The sequence below is a fragment of the Lacibacter sp. genome, from assembly GCF_035299325.1.
Taxonomy (GTDB): Bacteria; Bacteroidota; Bacteroidia; order Chitinophagales; family Chitinophagaceae; genus Lacibacter.
Map to the genome: position 1 here is coordinate 115,350 of NZ_DATGWT010000040.1, position 17,594 is coordinate 132,943.

Genomic DNA, 17,594 nt, shown 5'->3' on the forward strand with positions numbered 1-17,594 from the left:
TTATTATTGATTCACAAATATGACTTTTCGATCTGCAGGACGGGAATACCAGGATACTACCGTGAGTAACAAAAGTAATAACGATGGAAATAACTCATTCACAGAACTACCCGATCCTATATGCGAAAAGATGGCTCCTGTTGTGAGAAAGAAAAAACCAGCATAAGCCCATTCTTTTAGCAAAGGAAATTTAGGAATGAGCACCGCCACAACACCAAGAATTTTCCAAACACCAATGATTGTAAGAAAATAAACGGGATAGCCCAATTCTTTAATGCCATATACGCCGGGCGGCGCTACAGCTCCCTCCTGTTGTACTTTTAATAATTGTTGTATTCCCGTTGCCGTCATTCCTAATGAAAGCCAAACGGTAGCGATCCAATAGATGATTCGGTTTCTTTTTGTCATAGTTTGCTATTTTAACTTACTTAAAATTTCCTGTATACGGTTATGTGCCATATTGATCCCTTGCGCAAAAGGCATTTGCAACAATTGATCCCGTTGTGCAACTGAGCGATAAATCACATGCATTGTAAGTTTACTTGTATCATCGGTGAGTTTTTCAAACTCAAGGTATTCAAGCCAGGTGTCAAACGGCGTGTTTTCCATTTCAAACGTGCGTATGATCTTTTTCTCCGGGATAAACTCATGAATAGTTCCATTGAACGCATGTTTATTCCCCATGGGATCAGTTGTTTCGAATTGATATGCACCGTGCTTTTTACTTTCAAGCTTCAGCACTTTTGTTCCCATCCATTGTTCAACGATCCCGGCTTCTTCATAAGCTTTAAATAATAATTCTACCGGAAGATCAAATTCTCTTGTGATGGTTATCTCCTGCTTGCCATCTTCAGCATGTATTTTTGTTTTACGTTCCATATGACTCTATTTTTTTGTTTTGTATTTCTTCATCACAGCTTCCAGTTTATTAAACCGGTCATCCCACATGTTGCGGAATGGCTCAATAAAGTCGGCCACTTCTTTCATTTTTTTTGCATTGATGTGATACGAAATTTCCCTGCCGCTTTGTTCTTGCTTTAACAGCTCACATTCCGTGAGTATCTGTAAGTGTTTTGAAACGGTGGGTCTTGCAGTATCGAAGTTGGCAGCTATTGCACCTGCCGTCATTGATTGCGAAGCTACCAACAGAAGTATTGCTCTTCTTGTCGGGTCGGCAATGGCCTGGAATACATCTCTTCTTAAGTTCATTGTGTAGCTATTTGACTACAAATATATATGTAGTTATTTAGCTACGCAATTTTTTTAAGTTTTTTTACCAGCACCCGTAACGGCAGGTTTATTGAGAGATGTTTATGCTGTGGAAATATGTTTTGTAGCTCAGTACAGAACTGCAGAAGTATCAATCCTGATACAATTTATGTTTTGCTGCAACGCCAATCATTTTCTCCAACACTTTAATATCAACGTCTGCCAGTTTGTTGATATAAAGGCAACCGAGGCCGGTTTTGTGTTTACCAAGTTTTGGTAATGCATCAGTATGAAGTTTGAGATCGATCAGGTGTAATGAAAAATTAGCTTTACGTGGCGAGAATCCAATTTTAAACCAATCTACTTCCCTACCCGTAGCAGGACTTTTGTAACGCACTTTCCCAAACCCGATCATGGAACTGCCCCACATTTTTGGTTCTTCTTTTGTTGCTTTTTCCATCATCTTCAGAATGACCCGGCAGTCACTACGCTTTTGTTCGTCGGCAATAGCATTAATGAAATCATTTACGCTGGAAGAATTTTGCTTCGTTTTAATTTCTGCTAATTTACCCATACAAGTTTTTTAGAGTTGGCTATACGCTTTCCAAATGTAGAAAACCTGCTGAAGATAAATAATGATATTTAGCAGAATACTTGCTCATAACGATCTTGCCGTTTTGCACTTTAGAGATCATTACTTCGTTGAGTTGTATACGGCCGCAGAGTTACCATGTAGCCATGCAATTCTGATGTTGAAACGGGGGCTTACTTAGGTACAGATAACTTCGTTACGTCGCAATCACCCTCGGTTAGCAAGCCTCCGCCAGGTGTAAATTCAAAATTCCAGGTGTAAGTTTTGATTGAAGATTTACCTGTTGCATAAAGTCTGCGTTTATCAGATTTCGGGAAACAAACTGAAAACGTTCCATCTTCATAGCACTTAGGTGTGTATGTTGGTGAAGTAATATATTTTTCAATTTTACCCAGGTAATGATTATCTACATACATATCAATAATCACCGGCTCATGTGTATAAAAACTTTTTACATAAAAACCCATATATAGATATTCATCAAATTCTTCCTCGTCTCCCGAAGTCATCTGGTAAGAGCCACTCACATTTACATTCTTGAATGTAAAATTGTAGGTTTCAGTACCCGTGCCATTGCCTTCAAGTATATCAATTACTTTAACGGAACGTGGCAAGCGTGGAAAATCAATGCGAAAAAACATTGGCCCACCTAAATTGTAAAGAAAAAATTTACTGTCGGCTCTTGTGGGCAAACCCCATGTATTGGTAGCGGTATAAGTTTTACCGCTTGCTTTGTCAACAATGCGGAGATTGTTAAGATACAATCCTGAAAAAGCTGTTGCTTTATTTGCGCAGGTATAGGTAACATACAATATTGTATTATTGTCTGTTTGCCTGATATAAGCAAGCTTTAATGTGCGATCAGAATTTAACCTGTTGGGAGCAAGATTATAATATTCAAGATCATCGGGGCTGGCCTGTTGAGATGCAGCGCAAAACGATTGAACAACTAAAACAAACAGGAAAACAGTTTTCAGAACAATTGAGGGATTGGGTACTGCTGGCATCGGGGATTAATTTAAAAACAAAAATAGCGATTCTGCAAATGCAGCCAATACCCATAAAGGAGTATGTTACTGTAACGATGATTATGGTAATGTAGTAGTTTTTTTTACCGCAGAGAACAGGAGAAAAAGAGCTTAGTGCAAATGCTTCTCTGCGAAATTCTCAGCGTTCTGATTTCTCGATTTTTTGAGATCCACCAGCGTTTGATTGTTGCTAAAAACAAATACCACTACTCAAATCTCAACGCCTTCACCGGGCTCATCTTTCTCACCAGCAACGAAGGAATAAACAGAATTAAAAAGCTTACCACAAACGTTACTACATTAATCAGCAACACCTGCCACCACAACACACGAATAGGTGCAGTGGCTACATAGTAAGCACTTTCATCGAGTTTAATAAAACCGGTGGTTTGTTGCAGCCAGCAAATACCAAGACCAAGTAGTGTACCGAGCGTAAGACCAACCACTGCAATGATCAATGCCTGGTTCCAGAAGATCACCTGCACCTGGTTGTTAGTTGCTCCTGTGGCCTTGAGTAAGCCGATCATTCGTGAACGTTCAAGAACAAGAATGATGAGACAGGAAATTAAATTGATCACCGCCACAATACACATGATAATTAAGATCACCGTTTTGTTGGTGCTTTGCAATGCCAGCCAATCGAAGATGTTTGGATAAATTTCCCGCAGCGGTGTGCTGAACCAAACAACAGGCAACTCGTCGAGTAGTTGGTTGTTGGTTTTATAATCGGTTCGGTAATCTTTTAAGGTAACTTCATAACCACCGATCTGCGTATTGGTCCATCCGTTTAAACGGCGGATGAGATTCATATCAATAATGGCAAATGTTTTATCGTATTCTTCAATCCCTGTTTTATAAATACCACTCACAGTAACAGGCCGCACACGTGGAGCCGTACTGTTGTTATCAATAAAATAAATAAGAATACGATCGCCCACTTTTGCATTGATCTGTTTAGCGGTGTAAGTTGAAATAACGATCTGGTTATTTTGCACGCTGTCATCAAACTCCAGCCACTTACCTTCCTGCATAAACGGTTGCAACCGTTCTTTGGAGAATTGCTTGTCCACTCCTTTCAGTAAAACACCTTCAATGGTTTCACTGGTTTTAAGCATGGCCGATTTGGTGGCGAATGCATCTACCAATTGCACATTGGGATGTGCTTTGAGTGTGTTGTACACCGTATCATTTTTCTCAACCGGTAACTCCTCTGCTAATCCTGATACAGATGATTGCTGTTGCTGCACCCTCAGGTGTCCCCAAAAGCTGAACACTTTACTGCTTACGGTGTATTGAAAGCCTTCCACAAATGCAAACGCAAGGATCATCACCGCAACGCTGATGGCTGTGGCAGCCGCAGACAACCGGATGATGAACCGTGAAAAAGATTGGTTTCGTTGAAAAACCAACCGCCGTGCTATAAACGATGCAATGTTCAAATCTTTATCTTTGAAAGGTTGTAAAACTAATGGTTTCTGTCAGAAAAGGTTGCCAACCGCATAAAGAAGTCTCACCTTTTTCGAACATTTACCGAAAGGTTGGCAACCTTGTGACGGAAGCAACTATTTCCACTTGTTTTGAATCTCTGTAACAGCAGGTTTTAAATTAACGCATCATGCAACAGATAAAACGCCTTTTTGCTTGTCTTGTTTTGGGTTTATTATTCAACAGTACAGTCCTGGCACAGGAAGCTGATAGAATTTACAAAAGCAATATCCGTTCGGTGAAATTTCATGTAAAAGGCGATCAGCTCAGCTACCCGATCATACGACTTAACAGTGGCGACCAGCTTGAACTGCATTTTGATGATATGGATGCTGATGTAAAATATTATTCTTACACGTTCACACTTTGCAATGCCGATTGGACCCAGGCCATGCTCAGCCAATTCGATTACATGAAAGGCTTTTCGAATGTTCGCATCAATACTTACCGTAACTCTTCGCTTGTACTTACCCGTTACACACACTATACAGCCAACCTGCCCGACCGCAATACTACCCCAACCCGTAGTGGCAATTATGTGTTGAAAGTATTTACCAATGGAGATACATCACAAGTGGCTTTCACCAAACGTTTCTTGGTGATCGATACCAAAGTTTCTGCAGGTGCAACTGTAGTGCAACCATTTAATTCAACCGTTTTCAGAACACATCAAAAAACGCAGTTCAGTGTAAACGTGCAGAACATCAAACCCACAAATATTTTTCAACAGATCAAAGTGGTGATACTGCAGAATTACCGTTGGGATAACAGCATCAGTAATCTGCAACCAACTTTTATCCGTCAGAATATTCTTGAATATAATACTGAAGCGCAGGCTTTGTTTCCTGCGCAGAAAGAATGGCGCTGGGTTGATCTTACAAGTTTTCGTTTACAAACCGATCGTGTAGAGAAAGGTGATTACACTAATACAGGTCAAACGCTCTATATTAAACCCGAAGGTGAGCGGAAAGATCTTCGCTACATGTATTACCGTGATTTCAATGGGTTTTACCAGTTAGGAAATATTGAACAGAACAATCCTTACTGGCAGGGCGATTACGCTACGGTCTATTTCCGCTACTCAACTCCCGATCGAAAAGAAATACCAAACAAAGATCTTTACTTGTTTGGTGAGCTCACGAATTATGAATTAACTGATGCCAACCGCTTACAGTTTAATACTGAGACCGGTATGTATGAAACCAAACAATTTCTGAAGCAGGCCTTGTACGATTATATTTATGTAACAAAAGATAAAACCAGCAAACAGATCAGCACAGAAGTAACAGAAGGCAATTGGTGGGAAGCTGAAAATACATACACCATTCTTGTTTACTACAAACCACTTGGCGGCCGTGTTGATGAATTGGTTGGAATGACACAGGTGAACTCTTTAGCTAACCGACCAAACTTTAATAATAACAGGATATTGTAAGTACAGAATCAGTTTACATTATCAACCGTCGCCGGGTTTTACACGGGTGACGGGGTTTTGAACAAACTTTAAACTTTCAACTTTTCTACCTTCAACTTTTCCCTCATTCCCTTATCTTTGCGCCGGCAGGTCTTGCACGACCAGCTCCTGCTGAACTCCCCCAGGGTGGGAACGCAGCAAGGGTAAGCGGTTGTAGCGGTGCGATGTAAGTAACCTGCCATTTTTTTTCTTTTCCTGTTTGAAGATGCCCCTTTACAAACGAACATTTTTTCATCTTCAAAACAACCAAACTTTACGCATGAAATTTTTCATTGACACAGCAGACCTTTCACAAATTAAGGAAGCGAACGAATTAGGTATTCTTGATGGTGTTACTACTAACCCATCGTTAATGGCTAAAGTGGGCATTAAAGGAACCGATGCAATTACGCAACACTACAAAACCATTTGCGAAATGGTTGATGGTGATATCAGCGCAGAAGTGATCAGTACCGATTTTGCAGGCATAGTAGAAGAAGGTAAAAAACTGGCTGCTATTCACCCGAACATTGTGGTGAAAGTGCCAATGATCAAAGATGGTATCAAAGCCCTGAAATATTTTAGCGATAACGGTATTAAAACCAACTGTACGTTAGTATTCAGCGCAGGCCAGGCAATTCTTGCTGCTAAAGCAGGTGCTACATATGTATCCCCGTTTATTGGTCGTATTGATGATGGCGGTTGGGATGGTATGGCATTGATTGGCCAGATCGCTAACATTTATTCATTACAAGGTTTTGAAACAGAAATTCTTGCTGCATCTATCCGCACACCGTTGCACATTATCCAGGCAGCTGAATTAGGTGCAAATGTTTGTACTTGTCCGTTAAGTTCAATTCTTGGCTTATTAAAACACCCGTTAACGGATATTGGCTTGGCGCAATTTTTAGAGGATGCAAAGAAGTTTCAATAATTGAATTCTCTCTCAATAAGAAAAGCTGTTCTGAAAGGAACAGCTTTTTTGTTTATGACTTGCCCCATGCTTAAGCATGAGGCAAGTCATTTATTTCAATCGCAATAACAGTTCTCTCAAATCCCTCACTCCTTCTGTTGCCGGTTTTTCTATTGCTGTTACGTTGTGTATTGCAGATGTGTAAGGAATCTTTTTATCTACAATGAATTTTGGAATGGCATCAGCAGCCACAGTAATTAATCCGGCTGCCGGGTAAACAACCAACGACGTACCAACCACTGCAAAAAAATCGGCTTGTTCAACAATGGGCACAGCTTCTTCTATCATTGGTACTGCTTCTTCAAACCATACAATATGCGGACGAAGCTGTGCACCGTCTTCCGCTTTATCGCCCAACATAATATCACCTTTAATATCATAGATTAAATGCTCGTCACGTTCGCTACGCATTTTTAATATCTGCCCATGCAGATGAAGAATATTGGTGGAGCCGCCACGTTCATGCAGGTCATCGATGTTTTGTGTGATGATGGTTACATCAAAATCGTTTTCCAATTCAGCCAAGCCAATATGCGCTGCATTGGGTTGGGCATTCAATACATCTTTCCTTCTATAATTATAAAAATCAAGCACCAGTTGCGGATTCTTTCGCCATGCATGTGGCGTGGCAACATCTTCTATTTGATATCCTTCCCATAAACCATCACTGTCACGAAATGTACGCAAGCCACTCTCGGCACTGATGCCTGCTCCGGTGAGTACAACCAGTTTCTTTTTGTGCATACATCAAAAATAAAGAAAGAGTTTAATCGATGCGGGTAAGTTCTTTGCCCGGCTTTGCATAACTAAACCTCGCCAGTCTTTCTGTTGCATAATAACCATCAATACCAAGTGAGGTAATGATGTTGGCTTTTTCCAAATCGAGAAAACCATCGGCTGCCAAAATCTGTTCATCTGCAAACACAGCTGTAACTGCACCAATCACAAAAAATGTATTGTTGAATTTAATGGGAATGATTTCTTTCAGCTCCATCGAGTATTTCACCGGACTTTCAAACACAAACGGTGCTTTGCTGTATGCTGTAAACTCTTCCGTTAAACCAACTGCATTGAATTCACTCTCTGCATACTTTGCACTGGTTTGATGCGCCTGTTCAATGAGATTTGCAGGAATGAGGTTAATGGTATACGCTCCCGTTGCTTCAATATTATTGAGCGTGTCCGGCGCCGCTTCTTTTGGTCGGTTGACAAAGCCAATGAGGGCAGGATCGGCACCAATATGTACAATATTGCTGAAGATGGCGACATTGCTGATCCCTTCTTTGTTTACAGTTGCAATTAAACTGGCGCTTTTAAAACCACTGAGACTGTTGATGAAATTACCTCTGTAAAACCGTTCCCAACTCTGAATATCTGCCAAACTGAAGAAAGCCATTGTTCTTTTTGAATGCTAAACATTCTGCATTGAAAATTGTTGTGTTTGCCTATGAGTTCCGTTACGTTGATCTTTCCTCACCAATTGTTTAAGTCGCATCCGGCACTTGATGGAAGCCGCCCTGTTTATTTGGTCGAAGAATGGTTGTTTTTCCGTCAGTATAAATTCCATAAGCAGAAGCTGGTGCTGCACCGTGCATCCATGCAGTTTTATGCACAATGGCTGAAAGAGAATAAATATAAAGTAAATTATGTTGATACTACACAAGCTGAAAATGATGTTCGAAAGCTGATCACTTCATTGGCCAAACAGAAGATCACTGAAATTCATATTGCTGATGTGGCCGATAACTGGTTGTTGAAACGCATCAACGAAACCTGTCTGCAATACAAGATCAAACTCGTTGTTCATGCAACACCCGGCTTTATCAATACAATAGAGGAAGTAGCCGAATACTTCAGCAAAAAGAAAACGTATTTCCAAACCGATTTTTATACGCATCAACGCAAGCTGCGAAAGATATTGTTGGAGAAAGATGGCAAACCACTCGGAGGTAAATGGACTTTTGATTCCGAGAACAGGGAAAAATACCCGAAGAAGCAAATGCCGCCGGTTGTAAATTTTCCAAAACCAAACAAGTATATCAAAGAAGCAATTGAATACGTTGACAAGAATTTTCCGAGTAACTACGGTTCCATTGATGCGCCACATTTTTTTGTTTGCAGTTTTGATGAAGCGGAGAAATGGCTTGACAAATTTATTGAACAACGTTTCCAGCAGTTCGGTATTTATGAAGATGCCATTGTAACGAAAGAATATATCCTGCATCACTCGGTGCTTACGCCCATGCTGAATACAGGTTTACTTACACCGCAGCAGGTATTGGATAAAGTTTTGAACGAAGCAGCGAAGCACAATATCCCACTCAACTCACTCGAAGGTTTTGTACGGCAGATCATGGGTTGGCGTGAGTTCATACGTATTGTGTACGAACGTGAAGGAACAAAACAACGAACCACCAACTATTGGCAGTTTAAACGAAGAATACCGGAGAGTTTCTGGACCGGCACAACGGGTATTTTGCCCATTGATGAAACGATTAAGAAAGTATTGAAGACAGGCTACTGTCACCACATTGAACGCCTGATGGTGCTGGGCAATTTTATGTTGCTCTGCGAATTTGATCCCGATGAAGTGTACCGTTGGTTCATGGAACTGTTTATTGATGCATACGATTGGGTAATGGTGCCGAATGTGTATGGCATGACGCAGTTTGCAGATGGCGGACTGATGACTACTAAACCTTATATCAGCGGCAGTAATTACTTAATGAAGATGAGTGATTATGAGAAGGGGAACTGGCAGCCTGTTTGGGATGGATTGTTCTGGCGCTTTATGCATGTACACCGGGATTTCTTTTTACAAAACCCACGCTTGGGTATGTTGATTAAAACATTTGATAAGATGGCGGTTGAAAAACAGAAAACCCATTTAAAGAATGCTGAAACATTTTTACAACAACTTGACCAATGAATTTTACAATAGAAGATAAAGACCGCATTATTGAAATGGCCTGGGAAGACCGCACTCCTTTTGAAGCCATTGAACTACAGTTTGGGTTAAAGGAAAAAGATGTCATCGCTTTTATGCGGACCAACAGCAAACCATCGAGCTTTCGTATGTGGCGGAAACGCATGACCGGTCGGTCTACAAAACACATAGCTTTACGGAGCGATGATGTGAACCGTTTTAAATGCAACCGTCAACGCAGCATCAGCATGAACAAAATCAGTAAACGGTAAACAATGAATATCCTCCTTACAGGTGCCAATGGTTACATCGGACAGCGACTCATCCAGTTGCTGTTGCAGGAGGATCACATCATCTATTGCTGTGTACGTAACAAAGAACGGTTTGATGCAGAGTATCGTCACCCGAAAATCCGCATTATCGAAATTGATTTTCTCAATCCGGGAGCAGTACAACTACCGGTTGAACTGGATGTAGCATTTTATCTCATTCATTCATTAACATCAGCTGCAGGAACATTTGAAGTGGAAGAACAAACCTGTGCAGAAAACTTTAATCGACTTATCAAGCAAACCAATACGCAACAGATTATTTATCTCGGTGGAATTGTTAATGCCGAACATCTGTCGCAACATCTCTCCTCCCGTTTGCATGTAGAAAGTATTTTAAGAGCAACCAATATACCGTTAACCATTTTACGTGCAGGTATCATTGTGGGTTCGGGTAGTGCATCGTTTGAGATCATCCGTGATCTTACAGAGAAACTACCGGTCATGATCACCCCGCAATGGCTCAATACCAAATGTCAGCCCATTGCCGTGCGGAATGTATTGCAGTATTTAATGGGTGTGATGTTGAAAACATCGACTTACAATCAGGATTTTGATATTGGCGGACGTGAAGTACTTTCCTATAAACAAATGATTCTGCAGTTTGCTGAGGTTCGTGGATTGAAACGTTACATCTACACCTTACCTGTCATGACGCCACGCATTTCGTCGTATTGGTTATACTTTCTTACCTCTACTTCTTATCCGCTTGCAGTAAACCTGGTAAACAGCATGAAAATAGATGTGATTTGCAGACCGAATAATCTGGAAAAAGAATTACATATAAAACCATTCACGTATAAAGAAGCTGTAGCGCTTGCGTTTGAAAAAATTGAACAGAACATGGTGGTGAGCAGCTGGAAAGATGCATTCAGCAGCAGCAAAACATCGTTGCAGTTAATGCAATATATGCGGGTGCCTGAGTTTGGTTGTTACAGAGATGTAAAACAACGGGAGATCAAACCAGAGCAGGTTGATGCGATACTGAGGAAGATCTGGAGTATTGGAGGCGAAACCGGTTGGTATTACGGTAATCATCTCTGGCTGCTACGTGGCTTTCTTGATAAGTTATTTGGAGGTGTTGGTCTTCGTCGTGGACGTACCAATACCAACAAAATTGAAGCCGGTGATGCGTTGGATTTCTGGCGGGTTCTTGTTGCGGATAAAACACAAAAACGTTTGCTGTTGTATGCTGAAATGAAATTGCCCGGCGAAGCATGGTTGGAATTCCGCATTATGAAGTTGAAAAATAAACTACAGTTAAGACAGGTTGCAACCTTTCGTCCGAAAGGGATCTGGGGTCGATTATATTGGTACAGCGTGGTACCGTTTCATTATTTTATTTTCAATGGAATGATCAATCAAATTGTAAAGGAAGATCATCAAAAAGTATGAGAACATATCTACCTAAAATCGCTGTTAATCTATTAGGCATTTTCTTTGTTCTCGGAGGCATCAATCATTTCATCAATCCTGATTTTATTTGCCGTTGATACCCGATTACATTCCTTATCATGCACTGCTCAACTATGCAAGTGGCGCTGGTGAAGTTTTAGCAGGCATTGCTGTATTGATTCCATCAACAAGAAAACTTGGCTGCAATGCCATCCTGTTTTTACTGATCGCCTTTTTACCGGCACATATTTACTTTATTCAGAAAGGCGGATGCTTGAGCGATTCCTTGTGCGTACCTGCATGGGTAGCATGGGTTCGTTTGCTTGTTATACATCCTGTTTTAATCTATTGGGCGTACAAATGCCGTACAATTAAATAAGTTGAAGATGATTTCGTTTGCTACAGACTACTCCTCTATTCTCGAACGTATTGAAAACGTTGACTCCATCCGTTACGGAAAAACGAGAAATTTTATTGATGGTGATGTTACGTATCTGTCGCCCTATATTTCACGTGGCGTGATCAGTGTAAAGCAGGTGAAAGAGATAGTACTGCAGAAAGGTTACAAGCATTACCAAGTAGAAAAATTTCTGCAGGAACTTGCCTGGCGTGAATATTTTCAACGGGTATGGCAGGCAAAAGGAACAGCTGCTATTAACGCCGCATTGAAACAAGAACAGGTTGATGTAAAGCATACCCAAATGATCAGCAGTGTTTCCAATGCTGAAACAGGTATCGAAGCGATTGATGAGCAAATCAGCAAACTCTACGAAACAGGTTACATGCATAACCATGCACGTATGTACACCGCCTCCATTGTTTGTAATATTGGTAAAGCGCATTGGCATCAACCAAGTAGATGGATGTATTATCATTTGCTCGATGGTGATCTGGCCAGTAACAACTGCAGCTGGCAATGGGTTGCGGCAGCTTTCTCATCCAAAAAATATTATTGCAACCAGGAAAATATTAATAAGTACTGCAACAGCAATCAACGAAATACATTTCTTGATAAGAGTTATGAAGAATTACCGGAAATGGATATCCCGGATGCACTGCAGCAAACAGTTAATTTATCATTACACACCGATTTGCCAACAGCAGTTGCAATCAACATCGATCCATCCAAACCGGTGTTGATCTATAACTCCTACAACCTCGATCCTGACTGGAGAAAAGATGAAGATGCCAACCGGATACTGTTACTGGAGCCATCGCATTTTGCAAGTTATCCCGTGAGTGGAAAAGTGTTGCAGTTCATCCTCGATCTGTCGAAGAATATTGAAGGCATACAGCTTTTTGTGGGCGAGTTTAATGAGCTAAAGCAATTAACAGACGATGCAGTCATCATCTCCAAAGAACATCCGGCCTTTCAACATTATACTGGGACAAAGGACAGTCGAGACTGGATGTTCCCACAGATTACGGGTTACTTTAATTCATTTTTCAGCTATTGGAAAAAATGTGAACGTTATTTATAGCTGTCGCTCAACCAAAGCATTTCTTTTTTGTTGAAGCATAAACTCTTTTCATGGAATCAGTAAAAAATAAAAACGTATTGATCGTTGGGGCAACGGGCGGCATTGGCAGCAGAGTGGCGAAATTATTAGCAGGCAGCGGAGCCAATTTATTCCTTGCAGGTCGTAACAGCGAAAAACTGGCTGCACTGGCACAGGAGTTAAATCTCCCTTCAGCAAAAACACTGGCACTCGACATCAGCAAACCATCTGAAGTTGCAGTGTTGAAAGAACAATTCTTTGCACAATACCCATCTATTGATGTATTAGTAAATGCAGCAGGGCTGGGTATTATCAAATCATCTGATACATTAACTGAAGCTGAGTTTATGCAAACCATCCATACCAACCTCTATGCACCTTTCCTGTTGGTGAAAGCTTTTCTGCCGAATATGAAAGAAACAAAGAAAGGCTTGATCATAAATATCCCCGGCATTCTTGGTAAAGTACCGATGTTGGGAGCAGCTGCTTACAGTGCATCGAAGTATGGACTGAACGGCATGATGCAAAGCATTCGTGAAGAAGTAAAGCGAACTGAGATCCGCATTACCAATTTATTTCTTGGGGGTGTTGATACGCCTTTTTGGGATACCATTGATCTGCGTGTACAACGTGATAAAATGGTGATGGCTGAAGAAGCAGCAAAAGCCATTTGGTTCTTATGCCAGCAACCAACCAGTGCAGTGGTAAGCGAAATGGTGGTGCAACCATTCAATCATCAGGCAATATAAACAAGAACGGCTGCCAATGGGCAGCCGTTCTTGTTTATAGAAACGGTTTTTCGTTTATGCTGCTTTATGAAATTCCACACTATTCGTTTGTGCTGTTGGCCATTTACCAAACATTTCTTCTACAACTTTGATCCTGTATTGAAAAATTTTCTTCAGCTGTGCTTTCACAAATAATGTATTAGCGATGTTGCCTAAAAAGCCAAGTGGGTTGCGGTAATGTACAATATCCGTCATCTCCACACCACCATCAATGATTTTAAAATGATGTTGGTGATGCCATAGCTGGTAGGGACCAAAGCGTTGTTCATCTACAAAGAATTCCTTATCCTTTACATGAGTGATCTCTGTCATCCAGTAAACAGGAATTCCAAGAACAGGCTTCACTTTGTATTCGATGATCTGTCCCGGATACATTTTTGCACCATGATGTTTCGAAAGAATTTTGAAGCCAAGATCATTTGGTGTGATCTTTTGCAGGTTTGCCGGATTGGAAAAGAATTCCCAGGCCGTTTCTATATCAACAGGGATCTGTTGTACAGTTTTTAACGAGAACGTTGCCATTGATTAGTTGTAAAGATTATTTGCAATAACGATTTCGGGATATTCATTCGTTTCACTTGCCCATTGATACAGCAATTCGCTGCCGATAGGTTCATAAATATCTCTCTTTATCGGATCAGTAGGTAGTTCTTTCATTGGTACGAGTACGAGAAAATGTGGTTCCACATAATCGTAATGTTTATCTACCGTTAACCCTTTTACCTGAACAAACTTGTACCCTTTGCTTTGCAACTGATCCAATGCTTTTTTGTTGAATTCGATCGTGGCACTTCGGGCTTCTGCAATTCCTTTTCGCATGGTGATTGAATTATATAATGAATAATAAACGGGAGGCGAAATTGTTCGCTCAGCATGGGAGATTTAACGAATGTTGATCGAACGATCGGCTTTCAAAGTTACGAATTCAACAAACTATAACTTTCATAAAGTTGAACGAATGATGGGAACGATTGCGTAACCGGCAAAAAGATATTAGATGAAATCTACTTTTTAGTTTGTATTCGCTAAACCAAATGAACAAGCTTAAAAAAGTGAAAACAGGTGTGTAAAAGTAAGCCAGTCCTACGAGGGCGTTTGACGGGCAATAAAAAACCCGCCTTCTAATGAAGAGCGGGTAAAAAAAATTGTGCCCACGAAAGGAATCCCCGCCTGACCGAGTCATTCGGGCAGGGAACCTTCACATCCTTGCGAATCGAAATAATTAGTCAACCAACGTTTACCTGCTGCTGACTTCAAGTACTTTTCTCTTGATCTTGTAGAAGCCCAATCAAGATGTGTTTCGGTATAAATAATTTTCCAAGGGCGATGTCCTTTTGTAAATCTGTTTTTCCCGGCATTGTGCTCCATTAATCTATGTTCAGCATCTTTTGCCATGCCCGTATAACTTGTATTATCAGTTAAACTTTCTATGACGTATACAACAATCATGTTGTGAAAATAAAAAAACCCGCCTTCTAATGAAGAGCGGGTAAAAAAAATTGTGCCCACGAAAGGAATCGAACCTTCACATCCTTGCGAATGGCAGATTTTGAGTCTGCTGCGTCTACCAATTCCGCCACATGGGCATGTGACTATTACATTTTTAAATCGGTCGGCTTTAACATCCTTGCGAATGTCCCGATATTGATCGGGATGCACCTACCAATTCCGCCACATGGGCTTGTAATAACTATTTTTTAAGAACTCACCCGTCCGGCTCAAGCATTTTTGCCGTGGCGGCAAAAGGCTTTCCTTTGGGGCTGCAATATTACAGAATCTTTGCTTTCGTATGAAATTTTTTATGCGTGCTACTTTTTCTTAAATCTTATATTGCAAGCCCTTAAACGATTGAAATGCTTACGATAGGACTTATCAGAGAAGGAAAAACACCCGCCGATAACCGTGTGGCCCTCACGCCAGCCCAATGCAAGTGGGTTCATAAGAACACAAGCGATGTAAAGATCGTGGTGCAAGCGTCGCCCCTGCGCTGTTTTACCGATAAAGAATACAGCTCAGCCGGGGTGGAAGTAATGGAGGACATGAGCCATTGCGATGTGTTGTTCGGTATAAAAGAAGTGCCTGTTGAAGAACTGATCCCCAACAAAACGTATTTCTTCTTTTCGCATACCAAAAAAGCTCAGCAACATAACCAAAAACTGATGCGGGCCATGGTTGAAAAAAAGATCACACTCATCGATTATGAATGTTTAACCCATGATGACGGACAACGCATCATCGGCTTTGGTTTTTTTGCAGGTGTGGTTGGTGCTCACAACGGAATGATGGCTTTCGGCAATCGTACAGGTGCGTTTAAATTGGGACGTGTTGGTGATGTGCGTGATTACCGCCAGCTTATTCATACTTATTTTGGATTGAAGCTTCCGAAGATAAAAATTGCTATAACCGGCAGCGGTCGAGTGGCACATGGCTTACTGGAAATTATGAACCTGTTGGGTGTAAATGAAGTGGAGCCGTTCGATTATTTACATCGTCAATACGAATACCCTGTGTATGTGCATTTGAAAGGTCGTGATCTGTACGAACGAAAAGATGATGGTACTTACAACCGTGATAACTTTCACGAACATCCCGAAGAATATAAATGCAGCTTCTCTCCTTTTGTTAAGCAAACGGATATTCTGTTGAACGGTGTGTATTGGGATAAAAGTATTCCTTCTTTGTTTTCACTGGATGAGTTTCGTAATGCATCGTTCAAGATCCAGACCATTGCTGATATAACTAATGACACAGGTGGTTCTATTCCCATTAACATCGGCGATTCAACGATTGCTGATCCTGTTTATGGAGTTGATAAAATTACGCTGCAGAAAACAGCTCCTTACTTACCTACGTCAGTAGATGTAATGGCTGTTGGCAACTTGCCCAATGAGTTACCAAGAGATGCTTCCCGGTATTTTGGTGAGCAACTTATTAAATATGTATTGGAAGATTTGGTGAAAGGCGGCTCTACGATTTTAAACCGTGCCACGATGTTGAAAGCAGGTGTATTGACAGATGAATATGACTATCTGAAAGAGTATGCAGGTGCGAAATAATGTACGATGTTAGATGTACGAAGTACGAACTGTTCGATGTCCGTCATAAATACAAATAGTAATCTTTCAACAAGCCGATAAATTCATTTGTATATTGATTGCTTTCATCTTTTATAGCAAGCTCCTCAATAACAGGCCCCATGTCCCTTCTGTTGAACAATAATATTGAACGGAAATAACTATGCTTTACAGTTTGCTTCACCTGCACATGCGTTTGAAGTTGAAGATTGACTGCTTTTGCTAACTCGATCATTCTTTCTGCACGTGCATAGGGAAGTAAAACCGCAAATCTTCCATCTTCGGTTAAATTCAAATCAACTACTTGTACTAATTCATCCAGTTTCAAACCTTGATCATGCATGGCCACGTTACGATTTGCGGCACCCGATTTTAAATCGCCTTCATAAAAAGGCGGATTGGAAATGACAAGATCGTATTTTTTAGAAAAACTGAATTGTTTAACATGAGCATGAAACAACTGTAATCGTTCTTTCCAGGGTGAAACTTCAATATTTTCCTTTGCTTGTTGGAATGAAGGTTCGTCAATTTCAATTCCATCGATCAATGCATCGCATTTCTGTGCAAGCATCAACATCAAGAGCCCGGTACCTGCACCAATGTCTAATATCGTGAGTGGTGAATGGTGAATGGCGAGTGAATTAGCCGGACTTCGTACCTCGTAATTCCTGCTACGTACTTCCTCCGCTGCCCACGCTCCAAACAGACAACTGTCGGTACTTACTTTTAACGCAGCTTTTTCCTGCTGAATTGTAAATTGTTTGAATTGGAAATAACTATTGGGCATTATGAATGAGTGATGAGTAATGACTTGTAACTAACTACTATCGGCTAAAGACTAAC

Annotated in this window: 21 protein-coding genes, 1 tRNA gene and 1 other RNA gene; 10 read left to right on the plus strand and 13 right to left on the minus strand. The window is 40.8% G+C overall.

Annotated features, from left to right (window positions below; all coding sequences use genetic code 11):
- Positions 1–3 precede the first annotated feature (3 nt).
- From VK159_RS21140 to VK159_RS21165, 6 genes are all read right to left on the minus strand, one after another.
- Complete coding sequence (locus tag VK159_RS21140; protein ID WP_324232164.1) at positions 4–408, minus strand: DoxX family protein; 405 nt, start codon at positions 406–408, stop codon at positions 4–6.
- A gap of 6 nt (positions 409–414) precedes the next feature.
- Positions 415–879, minus strand: a complete 465-nt coding sequence (locus VK159_RS21145) for an SRPBCC family protein (RefSeq protein ID WP_324232165.1) — start codon at positions 877–879, stop codon at positions 415–417.
- A gap of 6 nt (positions 880–885) precedes the next feature.
- Positions 886–1,209, minus strand: coding sequence for a metalloregulator ArsR/SmtB family transcription factor (locus VK159_RS21150; protein WP_324232166.1), 324 nt, complete (start codon positions 1,207–1,209; stop codon positions 886–888).
- A gap of 151 nt (positions 1,210–1,360) precedes the next feature.
- Positions 1,361–1,783, minus strand: a complete 423-nt coding sequence (locus VK159_RS21155; RefSeq protein WP_324232167.1) for a DUF1801 domain-containing protein — start codon at positions 1,781–1,783, stop codon at positions 1,361–1,363.
- Between the two features lie 191 nt (positions 1,784–1,974).
- Positions 1,975–2,808 (minus strand): hypothetical protein, encoded by an 834-nt coding sequence (locus VK159_RS21160; protein WP_324232168.1) that lies wholly within the window; start codon positions 2,806–2,808, stop codon positions 1,975–1,977.
- A gap of 227 nt (positions 2,809–3,035) precedes the next feature.
- Positions 3,036–4,268 carry an ABC transporter permease gene (locus VK159_RS21165; protein WP_324232169.1) on the minus strand — a complete coding sequence of 411 codons (1,233 nt, stop codon included), beginning with the start codon at positions 4,266–4,268 and terminating at the stop codon, positions 3,036–3,038.
- 176 nt (positions 4,269–4,444) lie between these two features.
- Between VK159_RS21165 and VK159_RS21170 the strand changes: the two genes are divergently transcribed.
- From VK159_RS21170 to fsa, 3 genes are all read left to right on the plus strand, one after another.
- Positions 4,445–5,749 (plus strand): DUF5103 domain-containing protein, encoded by a 1,305-nt coding sequence (locus VK159_RS21170; protein WP_324232170.1) that lies wholly within the window; start codon positions 4,445–4,447, stop codon positions 5,747–5,749.
- Positions 5,750–5,872: 123 nt separating this feature from the next.
- Positions 5,873–5,972, plus strand: an RNA gene (gene ffs, locus VK159_RS21175) — signal recognition particle sRNA small type.
- A 75-nt stretch (positions 5,973–6,047) separates the two neighbouring features.
- Entirely contained in the window at positions 6,048–6,701 is a 654-nt protein-coding gene (gene fsa / locus VK159_RS21180; RefSeq protein WP_324232171.1) for a fructose-6-phosphate aldolase, read from the plus strand.
- 90 nt (positions 6,702–6,791) lie between these two features.
- Here fsa and VK159_RS21185 read toward each other — a convergent pair whose 3' ends face one another.
- Both VK159_RS21185 and VK159_RS21190 read right to left on the minus strand, forming a co-directional pair.
- Positions 6,792–7,484: a Sir2 family NAD-dependent protein deacetylase gene (locus VK159_RS21185; protein WP_324232172.1), complete on the minus strand. Its 693-nt coding sequence runs from the start codon at positions 7,482–7,484 to the stop codon at positions 6,792–6,794.
- 22 nt (positions 7,485–7,506) lie between these two features.
- Positions 7,507–8,136: a flavin reductase family protein gene (locus tag VK159_RS21190; protein WP_324232173.1), complete on the minus strand. Its 630-nt coding sequence runs from the start codon at positions 8,134–8,136 to the stop codon at positions 7,507–7,509.
- Between the two features lie 51 nt (positions 8,137–8,187).
- On the opposite strand from VK159_RS21190, the gene VK159_RS21195 reads away from it, so the two are divergent.
- From VK159_RS21195 to VK159_RS21220, 6 genes are all read left to right on the plus strand, one after another.
- Entirely contained in the window at positions 8,188–9,669 is a 1,482-nt protein-coding gene (locus VK159_RS21195) for a cryptochrome/photolyase family protein (protein ID WP_324232174.1), read from the plus strand.
- Positions 9,666–9,938: a TIGR03643 family protein gene (locus VK159_RS21200; RefSeq protein ID WP_324232175.1), complete on the plus strand. Its 273-nt coding sequence runs from the start codon at positions 9,666–9,668 to the stop codon at positions 9,936–9,938. The genes VK159_RS21195 and VK159_RS21200 overlap by 4 nt, the downstream gene beginning before the upstream one ends.
- 3 nt (positions 9,939–9,941) lie before the next feature.
- On the plus strand, positions 9,942–11,390 hold the full coding sequence (locus tag VK159_RS21205) for an SDR family oxidoreductase (RefSeq protein WP_324232176.1): 1,449 nt from the start codon (positions 9,942–9,944) through the stop codon (positions 11,388–11,390).
- An 88-nt stretch (positions 11,391–11,478) separates the two neighbouring features.
- A complete protein-coding gene (locus tag VK159_RS21210; RefSeq protein WP_324232177.1) occupies positions 11,479–11,769 on the plus strand; it encodes a hypothetical protein in 291 nt (96 codons plus the stop codon).
- A 7-nt stretch (positions 11,770–11,776) separates the two neighbouring features.
- Positions 11,777–12,871 (plus strand): FAD-binding domain-containing protein, encoded by a 1,095-nt coding sequence (locus VK159_RS21215; RefSeq protein WP_324232178.1) that lies wholly within the window; start codon positions 11,777–11,779, stop codon positions 12,869–12,871.
- Between the two features lie 50 nt (positions 12,872–12,921).
- Complete coding sequence (locus tag VK159_RS21220; protein WP_324232179.1) at positions 12,922–13,638, plus strand: SDR family oxidoreductase; 717 nt, start codon at positions 12,922–12,924, stop codon at positions 13,636–13,638.
- Positions 13,639–13,692: 54 nt separating this feature from the next.
- On the opposite strand, the gene VK159_RS21225 is transcribed toward VK159_RS21220, so the two are convergent.
- The 4 genes from VK159_RS21225 to VK159_RS21240 all read right to left on the minus strand — a co-directional run bounded on the left by VK159_RS21225 (position 13,693) and on the right by VK159_RS21240 (position 15,263).
- Complete coding sequence (locus VK159_RS21225) at positions 13,693–14,199, minus strand: SRPBCC family protein (protein ID WP_324232180.1); 507 nt, start codon at positions 14,197–14,199, stop codon at positions 13,693–13,695.
- A 3-nt stretch (positions 14,200–14,202) separates the two neighbouring features.
- Positions 14,203–14,496 (minus strand): hypothetical protein, encoded by a 294-nt coding sequence (locus VK159_RS21230; RefSeq protein ID WP_324232181.1) that lies wholly within the window; start codon positions 14,494–14,496, stop codon positions 14,203–14,205.
- A gap of 360 nt (positions 14,497–14,856) precedes the next feature.
- A complete protein-coding gene (locus VK159_RS21235) occupies positions 14,857–15,126 on the minus strand; it encodes a GIY-YIG nuclease family protein (protein ID WP_324232182.1) in 270 nt (89 codons plus the stop codon).
- A gap of 53 nt (positions 15,127–15,179) precedes the next feature.
- Positions 15,180–15,263, minus strand: a tRNA-Leu gene (locus VK159_RS21240).
- Positions 15,264–15,530: 267 nt separating this feature from the next.
- Here VK159_RS21240 and VK159_RS21245 point away from each other — a divergent pair.
- The gene (locus VK159_RS21245) at positions 15,531–16,733 is read left to right on the plus strand and encodes an NAD(P)-dependent oxidoreductase (RefSeq protein WP_324232183.1); all 1,203 of its coding nucleotides are present in this window, start codon (positions 15,531–15,533) and stop codon (positions 16,731–16,733) included.
- Positions 16,734–16,776: 43 nt separating this feature from the next.
- Here VK159_RS21245 and VK159_RS21250 read toward each other — a convergent pair whose 3' ends face one another.
- A complete protein-coding gene (locus VK159_RS21250; RefSeq protein ID WP_324232184.1) occupies positions 16,777–17,538 on the minus strand; it encodes a tRNA1(Val) (adenine(37)-N6)-methyltransferase in 762 nt (253 codons plus the stop codon).
- Positions 17,539–17,594: the final 56 nt, after the last annotated feature.